The following is a 17406-nucleotide window of genomic DNA, read 5'->3' on the forward strand; positions in this document are numbered from 1 at the left end:
CCCGAGCCACTGGCGGGTTCTCCGGACGTAAAACGGTTGGTGGAGAGGTGGTTCGGCCCGCGACACTGGTGTGATGACGGTGGCGGAGGTCGTACGCAGGTTCAGCGCCGAAGGCGGGGAGGCCGTCGTGATCGGGTTCTCCGGCGCCACGGTGATCCGGTTGGAGCGGCGGACGGAAACCCTTTATTACAAAGCAGGTTCGGGCATCTCGGCCGAGGCGGATCGGCTCGTCTGGCTGAACGCGACCGGCTTTCCCTGCCCGGTGGTTCGCGACCGGGGCGACGACTGGATGCTGACCTCGAAGCTACCTGGCCGGGACGCGTCGCAGCCTTGGCCGGAAGCGGATCGGCCTCAGGTTCTCAAGGCACTTGCTGGAGGCTTGCGCGCGCTGCACGAGCTTGACGTGCGCGATTGCCCGTTCGACTTGGACTTCCCGGGCGAGCGTACGGTCGTAGCCCATGGCGACTACTGCGCGCCGAATGTCTTCGTTGATCCCGAGACGCTGCGATTCAGTGGTGTGCTCGACGTCGGCTACCTCGGTGCCGGTGATCCGTATGTTGATCTTGCCCTGATGTACAAGAGCCTCTCGAACGGTCTGAACCCGCAGTACGGCGGTCTGGCCGCGTCTGTCGGTTTCGTCGAGGCCTACGGCGGCGATCCAGCGGAGCCACGTATCCAGGCGTACATCGACTTCGCGGACGCCCGCTAGCGTCCCCGAGCCATAAGTGGCTGGAGGACGCTAGCGGCGCCGGGCTAGCTCAGCTGCACAAGGCCTTGTCGACAGTGGCCAGTACGGCGCCGGCGGCCTTCTCGCCGTTGTCGGGCTCGAACGCACCCGGTAGCGAGGTCACCGCGATGGCGGCAGCGCGGCCGGAAGTGGTGACGCCGCCTCGGGTCTCGTAGCCGTGAATATCGCCGCCGTGGCCCCAGTAGACCCCGCCGCACGAGAGCGGCGTACTGACCAGGCCGAGGCCGTAGCGCGCACCGGACCACATCTCGGCCGGGACGGTCTTCTTCATCTGCGCCAGTTCGGCAGCGGGCAGGAGCTTCCCACCCAGCAATGCGCTGAAGAAGCGGTTCAAGTCGCCGGTAGTGCTGATCAGCTGGCCGGCGGCCCATCCCCAGGACGGATCCAGCTCGGTCACGTCGATGATCTTCTTACTGGGAGCGTCCGCGACGTGGTACCCGTGCGGGTGGCGGCCCTGGATCGTCATGTCGCCAACGGCGGGCCAGTAGGTGCCGCGCAGGTTGAGCGGCTTGAGGATGCGGTCGGCGACCTGTTCCGCCACGGGACGGCCCGAGACGCGTTCGATCAGCAGCCCGGCCAGTACGTAGTTGGTGTTGCTGTACTCCCACTTGGCGCCAGGCTTCGAACTAGCCGGCTGCGCCAGTGCGATGTCGAGCAGCTCGCGCGGCTGGTAGTAGCGGTTGCGGAGCTTCTCGAAGTTCTCCAGACCCATATGCGCGGTGTAGTTCGGGAGGCCGCTCGTGTGCTGCAGGAGCTGCCGCACGGTGATGTTGCGGCCGTCGATGCCCTTGCCGCGGACCAGGCCCGGCAGGTAGTCCTCGATCGGTGCGTCCAGCTTTACCTTGCCTTCGGCAACCAGCTGCAGTACGACGACCGCCACGAACGTTTTCGTATTACTGCCGGCCCGGACCCGTCCCTCCCGGGGCGGCGGCTGGTTCCCGCCAAGCTGCGAACGGCCCGCGACGTACGACCGCTGGGTCTTCCCGTTGTCCACCGACGCCAGAGCCGCTGGGAACTTCCAGTCCCGGACCAGCCCGTCGAGCTGTTTCTGTAGGTCGGACCGGTTCGTCGTAGCGCGTTCGGGGGCTACGGCGGTGGCGGCTGGTGCTGCCGCGACACCTACCAGCAGTGTCGCCGCGGCAACTCCGGCCAGCATCTTGTTCCTCATGGCTCCTCCTTCTCTGACAGTGGTTCAATCCTGTCAGCGCCGGCGCCCCGGAACCCGCCCCTCACCACCCCAATCGAAGGTAGAGCCTGCTACACCACGACCGGTCGCCCAAGCCCGTGCGCTCAGCCCCGTGCGCTCAACCCTGTGCGCGCAGCCCTGTGTGGTCAGGCCCGTGCGGTCAGCCAGAACCGATGGCTGACCGCCTGGAAGGGGCCCTGGGCATGGAGTTTCCCGAAGGCCGGTCGCAGGGAATTCCGGTCGAGCTCGGGCACCGACCACGGAATGCCGCGCAGATAGCCGATCAACGCCGCCACGTCGGTGAACGTGCTGGTAGGCCGTTCCTCGCCCGACCCGATCACGGTCAGACCACCCGCCTCCGTCTGCCGGACGGCTTCGGCGAGGTCCCACGACTCCGTGGGATCCGCAGCTAGGCCGCACAGTGCCCGGACCGAGGCCGTTTCGCCGGAACCAACCTGCTGAGTGACAAAAACGCCGCCCGGCTTGAGCACGCGTCGTACCTCGGCGGGATCGAAGGCCTCGTGCCGCGACAGCACCACGTCGTACGACGCGTCGCGAAAAGGCAGACCGTCGCGAGGTGGCAGGTCCGGCTCGGTGTTCTCCTGACCGCCGCCGCAGACCACGAGGTGGATGCCCTTCGGCAGCAGGGTTCGCGCCGCGGCCGGAACGGTGGCGAGCCATTCCTCGGTGGCAACCGTCAGGCGGGGCAGATTCGGCAGTCCGGCCAGTACGCCGCCTTCGCCGGTGCCGAGGTCGAGCAGGGCCTCGGCACCGTCCAGCCAGGGGGTGACGAGGCCCGTCCAGGCCCAGGAGGGTTCGCCCGGGACATATCGCCCAGGCAGGAAACCCGCACCCCACTGGGCCTCGACGTCGAGCCCGAAACCTTCGTCCAGCAGTTCATCCAGGGTCATGGACCCCATTCAAACCGGCTAGTTGGATTCGTGCAGGGTGGTAGGTGCGCCGTGCACGGCGGGAATGGTGCCGAGTTTGCCGGCCTGGAAGTCCTCGAAGGCCTGGATCACCTCGGCGCGGGTGTTCATCACGAACGGCCCGGCCATCGCGATCGGCTCGCGGATCGGGCGGCCGCCGAGTACCAGTACCTCCAGGTTCGGCTCGGCCTGCGGCTGGCTGGTCGAGGCCGCCGTACGCAGGGTGTCGCCGGGGCCGAAGACGGCCAGCTGGCCCTTGCGGACCGAGCGGCGCTCGTTACCGACCGTGCCCTGACCGGCGAGGACGTAGACCAGCGCGTTGTAGTCCGGCTGCCAGGGCAGCACCATCTCGGCGCCGGGGCTCACGGTCGCGTGCACCAAGGTGATCGGCGTATGAGTTGATCCCGGTCCCTGGTGACCACCGACCGAACCGGCGATGACGCGGATCAGCGCGCCGCCGTCGGGGGTCGACAGCAGGGCGGAGTCGCCGCCACGGATGTCCTGGTACCGGGGCTCGGCCCACTTCAGCGCGCGCGGCAGGTTCACCCAGAGCTGGATGCCGTGGAACAGGCCACCGCTGACCACCAGGTGTTCCGGCGGCGTCTCGATGTGCAAGAGCCCGGATCCGGCGGTCATGCCACTAGAAGCACATCATAACGTCACCGGAGTATGAAGGTGTTCTTGTCGATGACCTCAACCCGGGACGCGTCGCCGCCAGAGCGTCGGACCGCTTCCTCCCGCGCGATGGGCGAGAGATGGTTAAGGCCCAGCCGGGTGATAGTCACCGGCTGGGCCTTCGGCTTGCGGGGTGCAGACTTAGCAGAGGTTCGACGGGTTGAAGCCATGTCCTGACCTTACCCAGTGGAGGGGCCTGAAGGCCCCTAAATATCCATGCCAAAGGTGCAGCTAGCCGCGCTTTAGCGGGCGCAGCATCGTCGCATAAATCGGCGCGTCTTCGAATGGTTGCTGGTCCCCGACAGATCGGTAGCCCCAGGACTCGTACAGTGCCCTCACCCTAGGGTGCGTGGACTCAACCAGCAGCGTGACCCGTTCCTCGGCGCGCTCGGTTAGGAGAGTTTCGTGAATCCGGTGAGCTAGGCCAGTGCCTCGCCAGTGCTCACCAACCATCAGCTCATATAGCGCCAGGGTGCGTTTGCCGGTCTCGACTGTGTCAGCTTCGGGTAGAGGTTCGAGCATGTGCGACCACCAACCGGTGCCCGGAGGCAGGGCGGCGGCGTAGGCGTATCCGGCAGCTTCGCCACCGTCGAAGGCCACCACGGCCTCCCAGGCCGGGCGCTTGGAGTGGCCGGTCAAGCGGCCTTGGAAGCGGTCGACTGAAAAGAACGGGTCTTCGGTGATCTCCTTCGCATAGACCTCGGCGTAGAGGCTGACCAAGGTCGGCCGGATGGCTGCGAGTTGATCAACGCCGTAGCGGCGAAGGGTGATCTGGTCAGTCACTCAGGCTCCTTGGTGTGGCGGGGGTGTGTCGACGGTTCGGATGAAGTCTTTCCAGTCGCGGTTCACGGCAGTTCCAGGGGCGGCCTGTTGCAGAGCTGACGTGAACGATTGCAGCAGGTGAGTTACCCGGCCGCCGGGCGCTCCGGACGGAGCCACCACGCTGGCGGCAGTAGCCACGGCCTGTTCCAAGTCACCTTGCGCCACCTGAGTGAGAGCGGCGTGGGCACGGTAGTACGCGCGGTTCCGGTGCTGGTCTTCACGCAGCGCGGCTAGGCATTGGTGGGTGTGTGCCTCCGCCTGGTCGGCAATGCCGAGACGGTAGTGGACGAGGCCGGACAACCCATGTAGCTCACCGGGCGTGTAGAAGGCGACCGAGGAAGGTCGGGGCGCTGCCAGGTCGGCGCGATCGATTGCCGCCGATGCCCGCTCCAGTGCACGCTCCGCGCGGGGGCGGTCGCCTAGATTCGACGCCGCCAACGCAATGCGACTGTGGGTCAGGGACGCATAAAGCGGGTCATTCTTGTTGATTCGTGTGGCGGCGCACGCTTCGGCAGCGGCCATTGCGTCGGTGTAGCGGCCTAGCTGCCCCGAAAGTTGCGCAGCCTGACGCCATGCCTGGTGCTGGACTTGGGTGTCACCAGACATCCCAGCAAGCGTGACCGCCTTCTCAAGGTGCCTCTGAGCCTCCGGGAACCGGCGGGAGTCGAGTGCGGCGAACATTGCCGCTAGCTCAAACGCAGCCGCCAGGGCATACAGGCGAGAACGCACACGCTGGCTGGCCGAGCCGTTCTGTTGCATGCTCAGGGTTCGATGCGCGAGCGCTGAGGCTCGCTGCTCCAGGACGGGTCCGCCACCGTGTTGATCGTCAGCAAGCCACAACTCGGACAGGCGTTCGCGCAGGCGGTTGACGTCCGCAACCCCGAGCGTTGGCCGCGCGCCGGCGGCTGTAGTAGGGGCGGCCGCGGCAAGGGTGGTGGCGGTCGCCAAGGAGATGAACGTGCGACGACGCACGGCGTCCTCCGAGGGAGCGGGTTGGGCGGCGGCCGGTCGGCGCCGTGGAATAAACCCTAGGTCGGTGAACGCCCGACCGGTAACGCTCTCTAGCGCATCCCTGACGCGACGCTGAGGCGATCTGTTCTCACCAGACAACCAACGGAAGACAGATCTCTCAGCGACGTTCCCCGGCTGACCGGTGGCTTGTTGTATGGCCAGGTTCACCCGCTCAGCAAGTTCAGCCGCAGTCACGCCGTTCTCACGCATCCAGGCGGCCAGGGCCGCGTTTCGCTGGATGGACTTCGTCGCCATGCCGCAAAGGTAAGGCGGACAGGGGCGGCAGTGGTAGTCACCCGATCACTTTTCGTCAGTAGGCGCGCGAGTGCACCCCGCCAATTCGTCATACACAGGCCGGTGACGGATGGTGATTACTGGATTCATGAGCAACGGTGACAAGCGCCCGGAATTGTTCGGCTTCTTCCATGAGGAGACGTTCACCACCGCGCGCGAGGCTGCGGACGCCAGGGGCCGCATGACTGAGTTTGCGGTCCGCTGGAACTACCGACTGACCAAGATCTACACGGAGAAGGCTGGCGAAGAACCGCAGGCGTTTGAAGCGCTCCGCGCAGCGGTGAAGCGTGACGGCGCAGCCGTTGTCGTCCCGAGCGGTGCCCACCTTGCGCCATATGGCTCGGTTGCGGACCTGGTCAAGGAACTTGAGCAGGCATCGGGCGTCCCCGTGCTTTGCTCCGAGCCTGTAGAGGCTCAGTAATGCGGCGGGCGGCTGGCATGTGCCTGGCTGCGCGGGGCGGCGTTGCGCTGTGCCGTGTCGGCCGCCCGCTTGAGTCCCTCGGCGCCGCGTGCTCCGACCTCATGGCGCGGTGCCGAGGGCTCCACCCAATCCGGCGCGCGGGTGCACTGCGTGAGGCGTCCACCCGCGCGCCGTTCCACCTCCGAGGTAAGGGCGAGAACACCTCGGACGACGGCTCCCGCCGCCTCCGGCACCCCCACCGCATGGGGGCGGCGGGCAGCCGTTTAAACGTCGACCACAAGAACCAGGAAGAGAGCTTGGTCATGGGGGAAGTCATCGAGCTGCGGCCTCTGGTGCTGGGCTACGCCCGGCTCGCACCGTTTGCGAGCCACAGCCAACACACCACGGTGCAAAAGCGGCTATCCAGCTACGCGCACCGTCAGGGCCTGCAACTCGGGACGATCTACTTCGAACGCACCGGCTCGGCGCCGCACTTTGAGCACTCCGACGAGGCCCCAGCCTTCAACGACCTTGTTGCCGCCATCAACCGTACGCGGGCAACGGGAGTCGTCGTGCCGTCCCTGGATCACTTCGGTGAGCACAAGGACAAGCGCGTCGCTGAACTGGAGGACGCGGTTGGCGTCGTGGTCTACACCGTTGATGTCTACGACCTCCGCGACTAGGTCGCGGCCATGAACGGCGGGGCGGACGTGAGGTCCCTGCGCCTGGCGCCAACCGCACACCTCGCCCCGAGGTGCTGGCGTCGGTACCCCTGGCCCGCGTCCGTCCCGCCCTTGCAATACCGCCTCTGTCCTACCCGTAAACCGTCTGGAGAGTGCCACTCATGACCACCACACTTGAGCGCCCGACCATCGACGTCGACCCGGACGTTCTGGCGTTCTACACCGATCGATGCGACGAGGGCGCCCGGCTGACCTCCACCATCCGGGGGCGACTAGAAGCGATGCGCCTTCGTGAGCTGCTGATGGCCCACCTTCCCGCCAACGGAGGCCGCGTGGCCGATGTCGGCGGAGGCCCCGGCGTCCACGCCACGTGGCTCCAGGCCGAAGGCCACAGCGTCGATCTGCTCGACCCCATCCCGCGCCACATCAACACCGCTCGCAACACCGGAATCAGGTCGGCGGTACTGGGCGACGCACGTTCCCTTCCGTGGGCCGATGCCACCTATGACGCCGTCCTCCTGGCAGGCCCGGTCTACCACCTCCCGCCCGCCGGGCGCGTGCTCGCTCTCCGTGAGGCTGCCCGGGTAGTGCGCCCTGGCGGGGTAATCGCGGCGGTTGCCGTGAACCGCTATGCCAACCTGATGGGAGCGGCGGTGGCGAACCAGCTCGATGAGCGGCGGGAGATCGTGAACGCCATCCTGACGAACGGCTACAGCGCAAATAACGACCGCGTGCCGCACATGTACTACCACTCGCCGGACGAGCTGGCCGCCGAATTCACCGACGCCGGATTGAGCAGGGTTGAGGTCAAGGGCTTGACCGGCCCCGGCGGATGGCTGACGGTCGCGGTGGACCGTCATTTCCTGGAGACCGGGACTCCGTTGCCGTCCACGCTCACGAGGCACGACCCCTTGCAAACAGCGCTGACGGCCGCTCGTCATGCCGATGCCTACCCGGACCTGACAGCCTCTAGTGCTCAGTTGATGGCATTCGGTTACCGTGACTGACGTGCCTGATTCCATCCTGACCCGGATACGTCGGCGCGCGAGACCAGCGCGAACGACGGCCCGGGCAATCGAGTACACAGCCCACGGATGGCCGGTCGCGGCCCTGGCGGTGCCATGGGGAGACTGGTGCCCGTGCGGCGACACCTGCTCCGCACCGCACTTGGTCTCTGAGGAAGTGGTTAGTCCTGCGGAGGCCGCCAGGGTGTGGGCTAGAGGGCACCAGTGGGATATCGCGTTCGTGACCTCCCGGTTCGACGTGGTGGACCTCCCCGGATGGATCGGGGCGGAACTCCACGGCAAGCTCATCACCAGGTGCCCAACAGCCACCGCCGGCTACGCCGCGCGGCAATCCCGGCGGTGGCAATTCATCGTTGAGACCGGTGCCCTGTCGATCAATGAAATGGAGTGGGTGGGAGGGGTCGTTCACTCCGGCCCAGACGACTGGATAGCGGCGTCGCCCACGCGCACCGAAGAAGGCGGGCGCGTTGGGTGGATCGTTGACCCGGTCACCGCCCATTGGCAACCGTGCAGCGCGGCGGTGGTGGTGGACCGGGTCACCGGTCCGAAGGGGATCACCTCCACCATCGCGAATGTCACCGAGGGGCACGGCTAGCAGGTCGCTACAGCTCGGTGAGACGCCCTCTCGTGGAACCCCGAGAGGGCGTCTTGTCATATCGAACGTATGTTCTATCCTGCTGTCATGGGGACCAGAGGCCGCGTTTACACGCCTCCAGAGCCGCCGCCGGATGATCGGCGGCGGCACTGCTGGGTGCGTGCTCGCGTCGGGGAGTCTGAGCGGTGGTGCCCAGGGCTGATCCACGAGTGGCGCCCAGTCAACGGGGGCGGCTGGGCGGCCCGGGTCGTCTACGTTCCCGACCCGAGGCGCGCCGAGTCCGTAGAGGCGTGGTTTGCCAAGGCGCACCTTCGACCGGTGGAGTCGCAGCCGCCGAGTCAGACGAGCCGGGCGGCGGCCCGGTACAACGCGCTCGGCGGCACGAGGCACTAGGGGGCAGGGGGCATGCTCGGGCAGGCTTAAACCTACTAACTCCTAATGCGCGATCGCACAGAGAGAAGTAGGGATAAGCCTGCCCTGTGGTGCCCCCTGCCCCCTCGGGCTCACTAGTTCACCCGGCGTCCGGTGTGGAGCATCGCGCGGAACGTGCTGCCCGGGCGCAGGCCCTCAACGACCTTCACGGTCGCGGACCATGCGATGCCGAATTTCGTCGGCTCGGTGACGATCTCGTACACCGCGTCGCGGAACTTGAACGTCTGGCCGGCGTGGACCTCCTCCGCTGCCAGGAAGTACTCACCCGGCGCGGACCGTACAGCCTGGATCGGCTCGTCCATGCTTCGACGGTACCCCGGTGCGTGGGTACGATTCTCGATCGCAATGCAACCGAGAAGGGGGCGATATGGGGATCATCCGGAACACCAAGGCCAACGACCTGGCGGCCAGCGCGGCGAAGGCACGGGACAACGGGCAGGTGGTGTTCGCGGCGCTGCTGAACCTGCCGAGGACTCAGCCGGACCTGTCCAGCGAGATCGGGGACTGGTCGGCCATGATCGAGGCCGTTCAGAACGAGGGGTGGCAGCTCACGCAGTGGACCGTAGGCCAGGACAACAAGGGCAGGCCGCAAGCATTCCCGGTGTTCCATCGCCAGCCGTAGGCGTGTAAACGACAAAGGCCCCGTTCCTCCGGATCTGGAGGAACGGGGCCTTTGTGGTGGGCGTGGTCAGGATTCGTCGGCTTGCACCACGCGGGCGTCATGGCCCTTGTTGCGCAGGGACCGCGCGTAGCTCTCGGCGGCTTGCTGTGACTCGCTCCAGCGCCAGACGCTGTACGCAATCCTCGGGCCTTCGGTCAGCTCGTCGGCCTGACGCCGCAGGCTCGCAGCGTTGCTCAGGTAGATGCGGGCGGACGCAAGGGCCTCAGTTGGAATGTCCAGCTCGCCGCCCGAGTAGTACTTGTAGAACGTGCCATCGGTGTTGCGGATCTCGTGGCCTACGTACAGCTCGTCTCCGGTGGCGGCGTCGATCAGGAAGAACGACAGGTAACGGGCCTCGCCTTCGTAGCCCCAGCGCTTGGCGGTGACCCGGTAGAACCCCACCGACAAGGCGTCGCGGTACTGCTCGGCCTTGATGGCCTGGTCCAGCGCCTCACGGCGCAGGCGGGCGGCCTTGGCGTGGTTGTCGCAGGTGACCTCTACGGCGTGGGTGTAGTGCTTGGTCTGGCTCTTGTGGGTGGAGATGGTGCCGTCCGGGTGGGTGACGGTGGTCTTGCGGCTCATGCTGTCCTCCAGTTCGTGGGGTGGCCGGGCGGCCGATAGGCCGGACCTGCGGGAGGTCCGGCCGACTGCGGCCCGGGCGCGTGTAAACGTCAGGCAGGGACCAGCTCGGTCTCCCACTCGCGGCGCCAGCGGCGGCCGAGGGAGGCGTCCACGCCCGCGTGCCGGGCGAGTGCGGCGCCGGACGGCTTCTTGCCCTCGGGTGCGTCGTCCCACAAGGCGCGGGCCTTGTCCTTGCCGGTCGAGTCCTCCGGCATGGTTGATGCCGGGACTGGGGTGGGACGGCGTACCGGGACTGGGGCGGGACTCGCAGGCGGGACCGGGACCGGAGCGGGACTGGCGACCGGGACCGGGGCGGGACCGGCCGACGGGACCGGGACTCGTGCGGGACTCGGGACCGGGACCGGGGCGGGACTGACGACCGGGGCCGGGGCGGGACTGGCGACAGGCGCCGGGACCGGAGCGGGACTCGGCTTGGCCTCGTCCTGCGGCCGGGCGGACAACGTCATCAGATGGCCGACCGCCGCGAGAGCAACCGGGGGCACCGCGCCGACGAGGACGGCCAGGGCGACCTTCCACCATGGCGCGTTGTCCAGGGCGACGATGTGCCCAACGGCGTTGCCTGCGACGCTGACGGCCAGGGCGGCCATGCTGGCGGCGCGGGCGAACCGGCGTGCCTCGGAGTCGTAGCGGTTGGACAGCCACACGCGGCCAGCGCCGAGGGCCAGGGCGTCGATGCAGACCGGCAGGAGCCAGGCCGACCGGTCGCCCCAGCCGACGAAGACGGCGAGGGCGGCCAGGGTGGAGAAGGAGGCGACGACGGCGGCCACGCCCACCAGGGCGGTGCACGCGGTCAGGACCTTGTCGCGGTTCACGGGCGGGGACCTTTCGGGTAGCGGGACAGGACGTAGTGGAGGTGGCCGAGGCGGGCGTTTAAACGGCCGGGCCCGCGGAACAGGCGGGACTCGGCCTCGCGGCGGGACGAGCAGTAGAAGCAGCCGCACAAGCGGTCCTGCTGGGCCTTGAACCAGCGCCCGGTGGCGTAGGCCGCGCCCGCGAGGGCGAACGCGGCCAGCCCGGCGAGGCCGACGAGGAGGGCGGTCACGCCTCCTCCATCTCTTCGCCGCATGGGCAGGTGGGGACGCCGATGGCCAGCCACTTGGCGGTAGTGCGGACCTGATAGCCGCACTCGTCGTCCGGGCACTTGACCAGCAGCATTCGGGTGCCCTGCTTCTTGATGGTCAGGACGGCGTCGGTCAGGGCCGCGTGGGGGTACTCGCCCAGCCCTGCGGCGATCTCGCGGAGTTTGGCCTTCAGCTCCTCCGATGCCGGGGACGAGGTCATCGGGGCTTCAAAGCCCAGCTTCTTGGCGATCTTGGCGAACGGGCGGCCGTGGCCGTTGTCGCCGTTGGCGTGGTTGATGGCGTGGACCAGCTCGTGAGCCACGGTCTCTAGTACGTCGATGACGTCACCGAGGATCGGTGAGACGAAGACCTGGCCGAGCCCGTCGGCGGCGGCGGAGCCGTGCCAGCACTGGCCGATGGCCTTGGCCCGGCTGCCCTTGCCGCTCGGGAAGCCGACAGAGATCCGGACCGGAGGCACCTCGTGGCCCAGCTCGGTGAACATCGGGGTAAGGGCTTCGACGGCGGCGATCAGCCAGGACTCGCGGGTGGTGTGGGTGGCGGTGGTGGCGGTCATGCTGTCCTCCGGTTTAGATACAAAGCCTTTGTGTGTTCTGAAGAGAAGTAAACACACAAAGGCTTTGTATGTCAATGTGTAAACGACAGGTGTTCAGTCGTCGCCTTTGGCCACTGACCAGACCCACGAGAACGCGCCGATCGAGTAGTGGCCGTTGCTGTCTGGCTCGATGCGCTCGGGCTCACTGTCCGGGTAGTTCGGCTGCTCATAGACGAGAACGTCACCCTCCCAGGTGAACCGGGCGGACTCCGGGTCCTCGTTCGCCCATGCCGCCACCTTCTCGGCCACGTCGCGGTCAAAGGACGGGCAGAGCCAGCCGTTCCAGCGGACCGCCGGGTCGTAGTGGCCCATGACGGTGATGTAGCCGTCGATCGTCACTGGGCCGTGAGTGAGGGAGGGCCACCCCTCGCTAGTGACCGTGATGTCCCACGGCGCAAGGGCTTTCTCCAGGTCGGCGGCCGTGGTTGTCATGTCAGGGTTGTAGTCGGATTTGCCGGCCAGGTAGAGGTCCATGGCGAAGTCGAATGCTTGCTCGAAGCTCATTTCTCGGTTGGTCATGGGTCCAGTTAAACACACAAAGGCTTTGTGTGTCTACGTGTAAACGACAGCCGCGAGGATGGCGCGGGCAAGCTCCGGCGGGATGGCGTTGCCGACCTGCTGGAACTGCTTGGTTCGTGAGCCGCACCAGGGGTAATCGGCGGGGAAGGACTGGAGAACGGCGGCCTCCTGGACGCTGACCCGGAGACGGGATGACGCGCGGTCGTCCTCGGGCAATCCGGCGTCTTGCCATGTCACGGTGTTGAGGCGCTGCCCGAAGTAGATCGTGGGGGCGGGCTGGACCAGGTCGCGGCGGCCGGGCTTGCCGTGGGTGCCGTTGACGTACTGCCAGCGCTCCCCACTCCGTGCCTTCTCAATCCAGCGGCCTGCGGCGCGCTCGCTGGCGATCGTGGCGCGTGCTCCTGACCCGCCGACCATCTGCGGGTCCTGGCCGCCTGCGGCGGTTCCGGCGGCAACGGTGAGGTACGGCCGGTGGGTCATTCCCCACGACAGCGCCTCTGCCATGGAGATCCATTTCGAGACGCCGTCGTCCAGCCTGTCCGGGGTCCGGCTGTAGTACCTGGAGTGCGTCGGCACCGGTAGCGGCGCGGCGCCGTCCAGGCGGGCAACGAGGATCGCGCGTTTGCGTGTCTGCGGTACGCCGTACTGCTCCGCCTGGAGGTTGCCCGTGGCAACGGTATAGCCAAGGACGCGCAAGCTGTTGGCCATCTCTTCCCACACGGGGAGAACTGTCGGGACCTGCTCCAGGGCGATCCACGCATACGGGCGGCCGAGGTCGAACGCCTCCAGCGCCCACCGCAATGGCTCCAGGACAAGCGCGGTCCGTTCGTCGTCCAGGCCGGACAGGTCGATCAATTCGCGGCGAGCCATCGCGGACATGAGGGACAGGACCGCGTCCAGTGCCTTGCGGCCCGCGCCCTTGCCCGCCATGGAGAACGTCTGGCACGGCGGGGAGGCGATCAGGCCGGTAGCTGTCGGGAAGTCTGCCGGGCGGTAGTGGCGGACGTCGCCCTCTATCGTGTCGTGGCCGACGGCCCGGCGGGTGCAACAGGCGTCCGGGTCGGACTCGATGCCCACGGTCCGGAGGCCGAGGACGCGGGCGGCGACGTCCCAGCCGCCGGGGCCGGCGAATAGGTCAACGGTGTCGTGGGTCATTCATCGCTCCAAGCAAAAGGCCCCGGCACGCTGTCGGTGAGGACAGCGGCCGGGGCCGGGTGAGTGAGGGTCAGAAAGGGGCTGAGGCGTTGACGGCCGGGCGCGGTGCGCGCTGGTGAATGACGTAGCGCGAGACCGCAACGCCCTCGGTGATCTGGCCGGTGCTGAGGCTGATCAGGTCGACGCGGCCCGTGGCGTCCTCGTCGCGGATGACCACATAGCGGGCCGTGTAACTGCCCCGCGGGCGGACCTTGTCACCCCGCCGGAACTTCGCGTCCTCCCTCGCCTTCACGGCGGCGTCGTGGGCCATCACGGCCGAGGTGAGGGACTCGATCACGCGCACGGTGGCCGCGCGGTCCAGCGGACATGAGGAGCTGTCCAAAACGGCGACCTGGCGGCCGTCCCAGCGCGTGGAGGTCGGCGTGGCGTCGATGCTGACGTGGTCGCTGTCCAGGGCTTCGATGTAGGCGGTGGTCATGGGTGTCTCCTTGCTGTTGGTGGTCAGGCGTTCGGGTCAGTCATGACGGCGGGTTCGGATGCACACAGGAACTCGGCCATGCGGATGATCAGGTCACCGCGCTCCCGCAGGGGCGAGGCGCCGTCGGTGTAGCCGCGCGCGTTGGTCGGCGGCGCGAGCTTGTTCACGGTTTCGGTGGCGACGGCCAGGGCCTCTGCCCGGGTCACGCAGGCGTGTCCTTGCGCTCGGCAACCTTCTTGGCGGTGGCGCGCTTGCGCGCGGTGGTTGGTGCAGTGGGCGCGGTGAGTGCCAATGTGGCGAGAAGCTGAGCCTCGGTGAGGATGGCGACGCGCAGCGGGTGGGCGGGTGCGTCAATGGCGTTGGCCTGTCGGTGAAGTTCCAGGGCTTGCGCGTGCAGCCCCTCGCGGGTCACTTCTCCAGCTCCCTGGCCCGGACGATGCGGGCCTGAAGCCACGTGACCAGCTCCTCCATGCCGTCGGCGCTGACCAAGGCGACGCCTGATGGACCATCGGTCTGGATGCCGACCAGGCCGCAGATCTTGCCGTCCTCAACGGTCCGCTCGGCGTACTGAAGGACGAGACTGTCTCCGTCCTCGTCCATGGCGCCGATCACGTCGTCCTCGGCGGCGTAGGTGGATGCGTCCAGGCCGAACAGGTCCTCCAGGCCGGTGGCTTTGGCGAACGCCTCGAAGGCGTCGACCGCAGCGGGCTCGGTGCTCACAGTGGTTGTTCTCCTTGCGGTGGTGGTCAGTGCGGAGGGAAGTTGTGTCAGCGCCAGCCCGCGTGCTCACCGGGCTTGGCGGCTCCGGCCGGGTGGCCGGCGGGGCAGACCCAGCGCGTCGGAAGGGGCGTGTAAACGAGGCGTGCCTTGCACTCGGGGCAGTGGGTCCGGGGCACGGGGCGCGGCAGTGGCAACAGGTGTCACCCGCCCGGATGTTTGAAGTCGGCCCGCCGACGTGCACAGGGCTGGGCACGACCAGCCCATGAGTCCCGGCCGGGATGGGGAAGGTCCAGGCCCCCTGGCGTTCGGCCCGTGTGCGCCGGGGGCTGCCCTTTGTCGTCAGGGCATCTCCGCGGGCGTGTAAACGTCACGGACCCAGTGCGGCGGGAACCACCGGACTTCGCCGGTCTCGAACGAGCGCAGTTGCGGGGCGCGGCCGGACCATCTCAGGACCGGCCCTGTCCACTCGCGGCCCGACAGCGGGTTGATTACCCGGGCGTGCTCGCCTTGACCCTCGCGGGAGTCGCTGGGGATGACAGGGCGACGGGCGGCCATCACCTCACCCCCGCAGCGGTCGCGCGCTCGAACGCCTTGCGGGCGGCCTTCGCGGCGGCCTGCAACACGGTGCGTTTGCCGTTGGCAACGATCGAGAACGTGGCCTTGCCCAGGGCCACCGACCCGGTGAGTTCCCGATCACGGCGGACCTCGATATCAACCAGGTGATCGGAGTACTTCCGCAACCGGACCCGGTACCAGTAGCCGTCCGGTAAGGCGGGCGCGCCTGCGGCCCTGAGCAGGCGGTAGGGCTCCTCGCGGGTCACTGGCCAGCCTCCAGCGCCTTGGCCTCGGCGCGGATGACGAGCTGGGGCGGGACTCGGTCGCCGCTCCACCACTGATCGGACCGGCTGACCTCCGGAACGTCGGCGCTCGCGTCGTACTCCGAGGCCCGGTACCAGCGATCCCCGCAGCAGCCGCAGTCCTGGCCGGAGGCGCAGCCGTCGAAGTACAGGCCACCGCGCGTCACCGCGATGCGGTCGGCCTCCTCGGCGGTGCTCGCCTCGATCACGACGCTGACGGCGGGGGTGTGGAAGACGCCATAGGAGTTGTTCTGCCTGTAGGTGTAGAAGTTCATGCCCTTGTCCCTTGGGTCTGTCGGGGTGAAGTGGCAGCGAGTTGTGTCAGCCGGGGCGGTCGTGCTCATGCGGTCGCGAGAGATTTCTCAGCGGCGCCGCGCATGGTCGCTAGCGCCTTCATCCGGTCGCGCTGGACGGTCGAGCGGGACATGTCCAGGCAGTCGGCCACCTGCATGTCCTCCAAGACGTCGTCCTGGCGATAACCCCTCAACACACGAAGCCTTTGTGTGTTGTGGTCAGTGAAGCCGTACGCGAGGCGGCAGATCTGCTCTTGCCGGCGGGTGGCCTGACCCAGGAGCCATCCCACGTACTCGCGGCGAACGATGGTGTCCGCCGTGGCCTCGGGTGCCTCCAGTTCGGCCTCGTGCACTGCGGCCGACGGCGCGTCCAGCGAGGACGACGAGTTCAGGGCCAGGTGAATCGTCAGGAACGCGTCTTTGGACAGCAGTCCACCGCCCGCACTGTCCCGCCCGGCGGAGGCGGCCTCGTATGCTCGGCGGACGTCGCCGCCGTTGGCGTGCATGAGCCGGTGGTAGCGGGCCACCTGGACCTCCGGAATCGTCAGGCTGGTGGACTCGTCGCGGTCGGACCGGCTCACTGCGTTGCGCATGACGTTGCCGACGATGTGGTGGAACGGTGTGTCCGAGGTCAGGTCGTACTCCCGCACGGCGCGCACGAACGCCTCCAGGGCGACGGCCTCGGCCTCTTCCTCGTTGCCCTTCAGTTTGGTCCGCCGGGCGGCGGCCCTGATCGCGGGCATGAACGCGGCCAGGAGCTGGGCACCGGCCGCCTCCGATGCCGGGGTGACTCCATAGGTGACGTACTCCGAACCGTCGTCCTGGATCGTGACCGTGGTCGGGACGTTCTGGATATCGGTGATCAACGCGTACTGCTCAGAGACACTAAGGCTTTGTGTGTTTTCAACGGTAATGGTCATGGCGGTGCCCTTCAGAGGGTGTGCGGAAGTAGGGGGCCAGCCGAGGGGCTGGTCCCTAGATGCGAAGGCTTTGTGTGTTTAGGGGTTGAATGAAGAGACGAGACGTCGAGCCCTCACCCGGGGGCGGGTGAGGGCTGGGGACGTCAGATCAGGAGGCCAGGCGGGAGATCTCCTGAGGCGGGGCTGGAGTGGCCAGGAGAGCGCGCAGCATGGGCAGTTCCATGCGCGCTTGGTCCTTCAGTTCTTCGGCCAGCCTCAGGCCGGCGGCGACCACGACGGGATCGTCCTCGTCGGTCGCGGTGATGCGGTTAGGCACGCGGTCCTCCTCTTCCCCCTCCCACCGCGTGAGGGCGGCGTGGAGTCAATGCGTGTGCCAACTGGGCGAGGCAGTGCCCAGCTTGAACAAGTGGTCTATGAGGTCTCCTCCGGCAGCGTCGGCCGACTGGGTCGGTCGCATTGTCGAAGGCGGATCGGCATTGACATCCGAGGCCCCCAGCCCTCAGACGGTTTCTGGTCTCGCTGCGTGGCTCCAGGCCGTGAGGCCCCCCCGAACCATGAAGCGCTCTCCCGTTGACGTAGCAGGAATACAGGACTCCTGCTGTCCTCATCGAGAGTCTCCTACCTTAGACAGGCGCACCGACATACGCAGAGGCCCTTGTGGACAACGATGGACGCGTTGCAGCTTCC

Annotated in this window: 26 protein-coding genes; 6 read left to right on the forward strand and 20 right to left on the reverse strand. The window is 67.5% G+C overall.

Going from position 1 to position 17406, the window contains the following annotated elements:
• Nucleotides 1-73: 73 nt before the first annotated feature.
• On the forward strand, nt 74-709 hold the full coding sequence (locus ACFFGN_RS06885; RefSeq protein WP_380044479.1) for a phosphotransferase: 636 nt from the start codon (nt 74-76) through the stop codon (nt 707-709).
• 49 nt (nt 710-758) lie between these two features.
• On the opposite strand, the gene ACFFGN_RS06890 is transcribed toward ACFFGN_RS06885, so the two are convergent.
• The 5 genes from ACFFGN_RS06890 to ACFFGN_RS06910 all read right to left on the reverse strand — a co-directional run bounded on the left by ACFFGN_RS06890 (nt 759) and on the right by ACFFGN_RS06910 (nt 5626).
• A complete protein-coding gene (locus tag ACFFGN_RS06890; protein ID WP_380044480.1) occupies nt 759-1916 on the reverse strand; it encodes a serine hydrolase domain-containing protein in 1158 nt (385 codons plus the stop codon).
• 164 nt (nt 1917-2080) lie between these two features.
• Nucleotides 2081-2845 (reverse strand): class I SAM-dependent methyltransferase, encoded by a 765-nt coding sequence (locus ACFFGN_RS06895; protein ID WP_380044481.1) that lies wholly within the window; start codon nt 2843-2845, stop codon nt 2081-2083.
• Nucleotides 2846-2863: 18 nt separating this feature from the next.
• Nucleotides 2864-3499, reverse strand: coding sequence for a pirin family protein (locus ACFFGN_RS06900; RefSeq protein WP_380044482.1), 636 nt, complete (start codon nt 3497-3499; stop codon nt 2864-2866).
• A gap of 270 nt (nt 3500-3769) precedes the next feature.
• Nucleotides 3770-4321, reverse strand: a complete 552-nt coding sequence (locus tag ACFFGN_RS06905) for a GNAT family N-acetyltransferase (RefSeq protein ID WP_380044483.1) — start codon at nt 4319-4321, stop codon at nt 3770-3772.
• Nucleotides 4322-5626, reverse strand: a complete 1305-nt coding sequence (locus ACFFGN_RS06910) for an NsdA family TPR-like regulatory protein (RefSeq protein WP_380044484.1) — start codon at nt 5624-5626, stop codon at nt 4322-4324.
• Nucleotides 5627-5753: 127 nt separating this feature from the next.
• Between ACFFGN_RS06910 and ACFFGN_RS06915 the strand changes: the two genes are divergently transcribed.
• From ACFFGN_RS06915 to ACFFGN_RS06930, 4 genes are all read left to right on the forward strand, one after another.
• The gene (locus tag ACFFGN_RS06915) at nt 5754-6086 is read left to right on the forward strand and encodes a hypothetical protein (protein WP_380044485.1); all 333 of its coding nucleotides are present in this window, start codon (nt 5754-5756) and stop codon (nt 6084-6086) included.
• A 242-nt stretch (nt 6087-6328) separates the two neighbouring features.
• Nucleotides 6329-6748 (forward strand): recombinase family protein, encoded by a 420-nt coding sequence (locus ACFFGN_RS06920; protein ID WP_380044486.1) that lies wholly within the window; start codon nt 6329-6331, stop codon nt 6746-6748.
• A 161-nt stretch (nt 6749-6909) separates the two neighbouring features.
• Nucleotides 6910-7755, forward strand: a complete 846-nt coding sequence (locus tag ACFFGN_RS06925) for a class I SAM-dependent methyltransferase (protein WP_380044487.1) — start codon at nt 6910-6912, stop codon at nt 7753-7755.
• Nucleotides 7756-7993: 238 nt separating this feature from the next.
• The gene (locus tag ACFFGN_RS06930; protein WP_380044488.1) at nt 7994-8368 is read left to right on the forward strand and encodes a hypothetical protein; all 375 of its coding nucleotides are present in this window, start codon (nt 7994-7996) and stop codon (nt 8366-8368) included.
• A 506-nt stretch (nt 8369-8874) separates the two neighbouring features.
• Here ACFFGN_RS06930 and ACFFGN_RS06935 read toward each other — a convergent pair.
• Entirely contained in the window at nt 8875-9102 is a 228-nt protein-coding gene (locus ACFFGN_RS06935) for a hypothetical protein (protein ID WP_380044489.1), read from the reverse strand.
• A gap of 65 nt (nt 9103-9167) precedes the next feature.
• Here ACFFGN_RS06935 and ACFFGN_RS06940 point away from each other — a divergent pair, with 65 nt between their 5' ends.
• Nucleotides 9168-9422, forward strand: a complete 255-nt coding sequence (locus ACFFGN_RS06940) for a hypothetical protein (RefSeq protein WP_380044490.1) — start codon at nt 9168-9170, stop codon at nt 9420-9422.
• A gap of 66 nt (nt 9423-9488) precedes the next feature.
• Here ACFFGN_RS06940 and ACFFGN_RS06945 read toward each other — a convergent pair whose 3' ends face one another.
• From ACFFGN_RS06945 to ACFFGN_RS07010, 14 genes are all read right to left on the reverse strand, one after another.
• Entirely contained in the window at nt 9489-10043 is a 555-nt protein-coding gene (locus ACFFGN_RS06945) for a hypothetical protein (RefSeq protein ID WP_380044491.1), read from the reverse strand.
• A gap of 89 nt (nt 10044-10132) precedes the next feature.
• Nucleotides 10133-10915 (reverse strand): DUF2637 domain-containing protein, encoded by a 783-nt coding sequence (locus tag ACFFGN_RS06950; protein ID WP_380044492.1) that lies wholly within the window; start codon nt 10913-10915, stop codon nt 10133-10135.
• Entirely contained in the window at nt 10912-11145 is a 234-nt protein-coding gene (locus ACFFGN_RS06955; RefSeq protein ID WP_380044493.1) for a hypothetical protein, read from the reverse strand. The genes ACFFGN_RS06950 and ACFFGN_RS06955 overlap by 4 nt, the downstream gene beginning before the upstream one ends.
• Complete coding sequence (locus ACFFGN_RS06960) at nt 11142-11738, reverse strand: transcription elongation protein SprT (protein WP_380044494.1); 597 nt, start codon at nt 11736-11738, stop codon at nt 11142-11144. Before ACFFGN_RS06960 ends, ACFFGN_RS06955 begins: the two co-directional genes overlap by 4 nt.
• A gap of 93 nt (nt 11739-11831) precedes the next feature.
• A complete protein-coding gene (locus tag ACFFGN_RS06965; protein ID WP_380044495.1) occupies nt 11832-12296 on the reverse strand; it encodes a hypothetical protein in 465 nt (154 codons plus the stop codon).
• Between the two features lie 33 nt (nt 12297-12329).
• Complete coding sequence (locus ACFFGN_RS06970) at nt 12330-13451, reverse strand: DNA cytosine methyltransferase (protein WP_380044496.1); 1122 nt, start codon at nt 13449-13451, stop codon at nt 12330-12332.
• Nucleotides 13452-13521: 70 nt separating this feature from the next.
• Entirely contained in the window at nt 13522-13929 is a 408-nt protein-coding gene (locus tag ACFFGN_RS06975) for a hypothetical protein (protein WP_380044497.1), read from the reverse strand.
• A gap of 23 nt (nt 13930-13952) precedes the next feature.
• Nucleotides 13953-14135: a hypothetical protein gene (locus tag ACFFGN_RS06980; protein WP_380044498.1), complete on the reverse strand. Its 183-nt coding sequence runs from the start codon at nt 14133-14135 to the stop codon at nt 13953-13955.
• Nucleotides 14132-14341 (reverse strand): hypothetical protein, encoded by a 210-nt coding sequence (locus tag ACFFGN_RS06985; protein ID WP_380044499.1) that lies wholly within the window; start codon nt 14339-14341, stop codon nt 14132-14134. Before ACFFGN_RS06985 ends, ACFFGN_RS06980 begins: the two co-directional genes overlap by 4 nt.
• Nucleotides 14338-14649: a hypothetical protein gene (locus ACFFGN_RS06990; RefSeq protein WP_380044500.1), complete on the reverse strand. Its 312-nt coding sequence runs from the start codon at nt 14647-14649 to the stop codon at nt 14338-14340. The genes ACFFGN_RS06985 and ACFFGN_RS06990 overlap by 4 nt, the downstream gene beginning before the upstream one ends.
• A gap of 554 nt (nt 14650-15203) precedes the next feature.
• A complete protein-coding gene (locus ACFFGN_RS06995) occupies nt 15204-15470 on the reverse strand; it encodes a hypothetical protein (RefSeq protein ID WP_380044501.1) in 267 nt (88 codons plus the stop codon).
• The gene (locus tag ACFFGN_RS07000) at nt 15467-15850 is read right to left on the reverse strand and encodes a DUF7296 family protein (RefSeq protein WP_380044502.1); all 384 of its coding nucleotides are present in this window, start codon (nt 15848-15850) and stop codon (nt 15467-15469) included. The genes ACFFGN_RS06995 and ACFFGN_RS07000 overlap by 4 nt, the downstream gene beginning before the upstream one ends.
• A complete protein-coding gene (locus tag ACFFGN_RS07005; RefSeq protein ID WP_380044503.1) occupies nt 15847-16719 on the reverse strand; it encodes a hypothetical protein in 873 nt (290 codons plus the stop codon). The genes ACFFGN_RS07000 and ACFFGN_RS07005 overlap by 4 nt, the downstream gene beginning before the upstream one ends.
• 148 nt (nt 16720-16867) lie before the next feature.
• Complete coding sequence (locus ACFFGN_RS07010; protein ID WP_380044504.1) at nt 16868-17035, reverse strand: hypothetical protein; 168 nt, start codon at nt 17033-17035, stop codon at nt 16868-16870.
• Between the last annotated feature and the right edge of the window lie 371 nt (nt 17036-17406).

This window comes from Kribbella deserti (assembly GCF_042434725.1).
In the GTDB taxonomy this organism is placed as follows: Bacteria; Actinomycetota; Actinomycetes; order Propionibacteriales; family Kribbellaceae; genus Kribbella; species Kribbella deserti.

Coding starts and splice junctions, on each gene's coding strand:
- ACFFGN_RS06885 (WP_380044479.1), top strand. CDS start 74: ATGACGGTGGCGGAGGTCGTACGCAGGTTCAGCGCCGAAGGCGGGGAG.
- ACFFGN_RS06890 (WP_380044480.1), bottom strand. CDS start 1,916: ATGAGGAACAAGATGCTGGCCGGAGTTGCCGCGGCGACACTGCTGGTA.
- ACFFGN_RS06895 (WP_380044481.1), bottom strand. CDS start 2,845: ATGACCCTGGATGAACTGCTGGACGAAGGTTTCGGGCTCGACGTCGAG.
- ACFFGN_RS06900 (WP_380044482.1), bottom strand. CDS start 3,499: ATGACCGCCGGATCCGGGCTCTTGCACATCGAGACGCCGCCGGAACAC.
- ACFFGN_RS06910 (WP_380044484.1), bottom strand. CDS start 5,626: ATGGCGACGAAGTCCATCCAGCGAAACGCGGCCCTGGCCGCCTGGATG.
- ACFFGN_RS06915 (WP_380044485.1), top strand. CDS start 5,754: ATGAGCAACGGTGACAAGCGCCCGGAATTGTTCGGCTTCTTCCATGAG.
- ACFFGN_RS06920 (WP_380044486.1), top strand. CDS start 6,329: ATGGGGGCGGCGGGCAGCCGTTTAAACGTCGACCACAAGAACCAGGAA.
- ACFFGN_RS06925 (WP_380044487.1), top strand. CDS start 6,910: ATGACCACCACACTTGAGCGCCCGACCATCGACGTCGACCCGGACGTT.
- ACFFGN_RS06935 (WP_380044489.1), bottom strand. CDS start 9,102: ATGGACGAGCCGATCCAGGCTGTACGGTCCGCGCCGGGTGAGTACTTC.
- ACFFGN_RS06940 (WP_380044490.1), top strand. CDS start 9,168: ATGGGGATCATCCGGAACACCAAGGCCAACGACCTGGCGGCCAGCGCG.
- ACFFGN_RS06945 (WP_380044491.1), bottom strand. CDS start 10,043: ATGAGCCGCAAGACCACCGTCACCCACCCGGACGGCACCATCTCCACC.
- ACFFGN_RS06960 (WP_380044494.1), bottom strand. CDS start 11,738: ATGACCGCCACCACCGCCACCCACACCACCCGCGAGTCCTGGCTGATC.
- ACFFGN_RS06965 (WP_380044495.1), bottom strand. CDS start 12,296: ATGACCAACCGAGAAATGAGCTTCGAGCAAGCATTCGACTTCGCCATG.
- ACFFGN_RS06970 (WP_380044496.1), bottom strand. CDS start 13,451: ATGACCCACGACACCGTTGACCTATTCGCCGGCCCCGGCGGCTGGGAC.
- ACFFGN_RS06975 (WP_380044497.1), bottom strand. CDS start 13,929: ATGACCACCGCCTACATCGAAGCCCTGGACAGCGACCACGTCAGCATC.
- ACFFGN_RS07000 (WP_380044502.1), bottom strand. CDS start 15,850: ATGAGCACGACCGCCCCGGCTGACACAACTCGCTGCCACTTCACCCCG.
- ACFFGN_RS07005 (WP_380044503.1), bottom strand. CDS start 16,719: ATGACCATTACCGTTGAAAACACACAAAGCCTTAGTGTCTCTGAGCAG.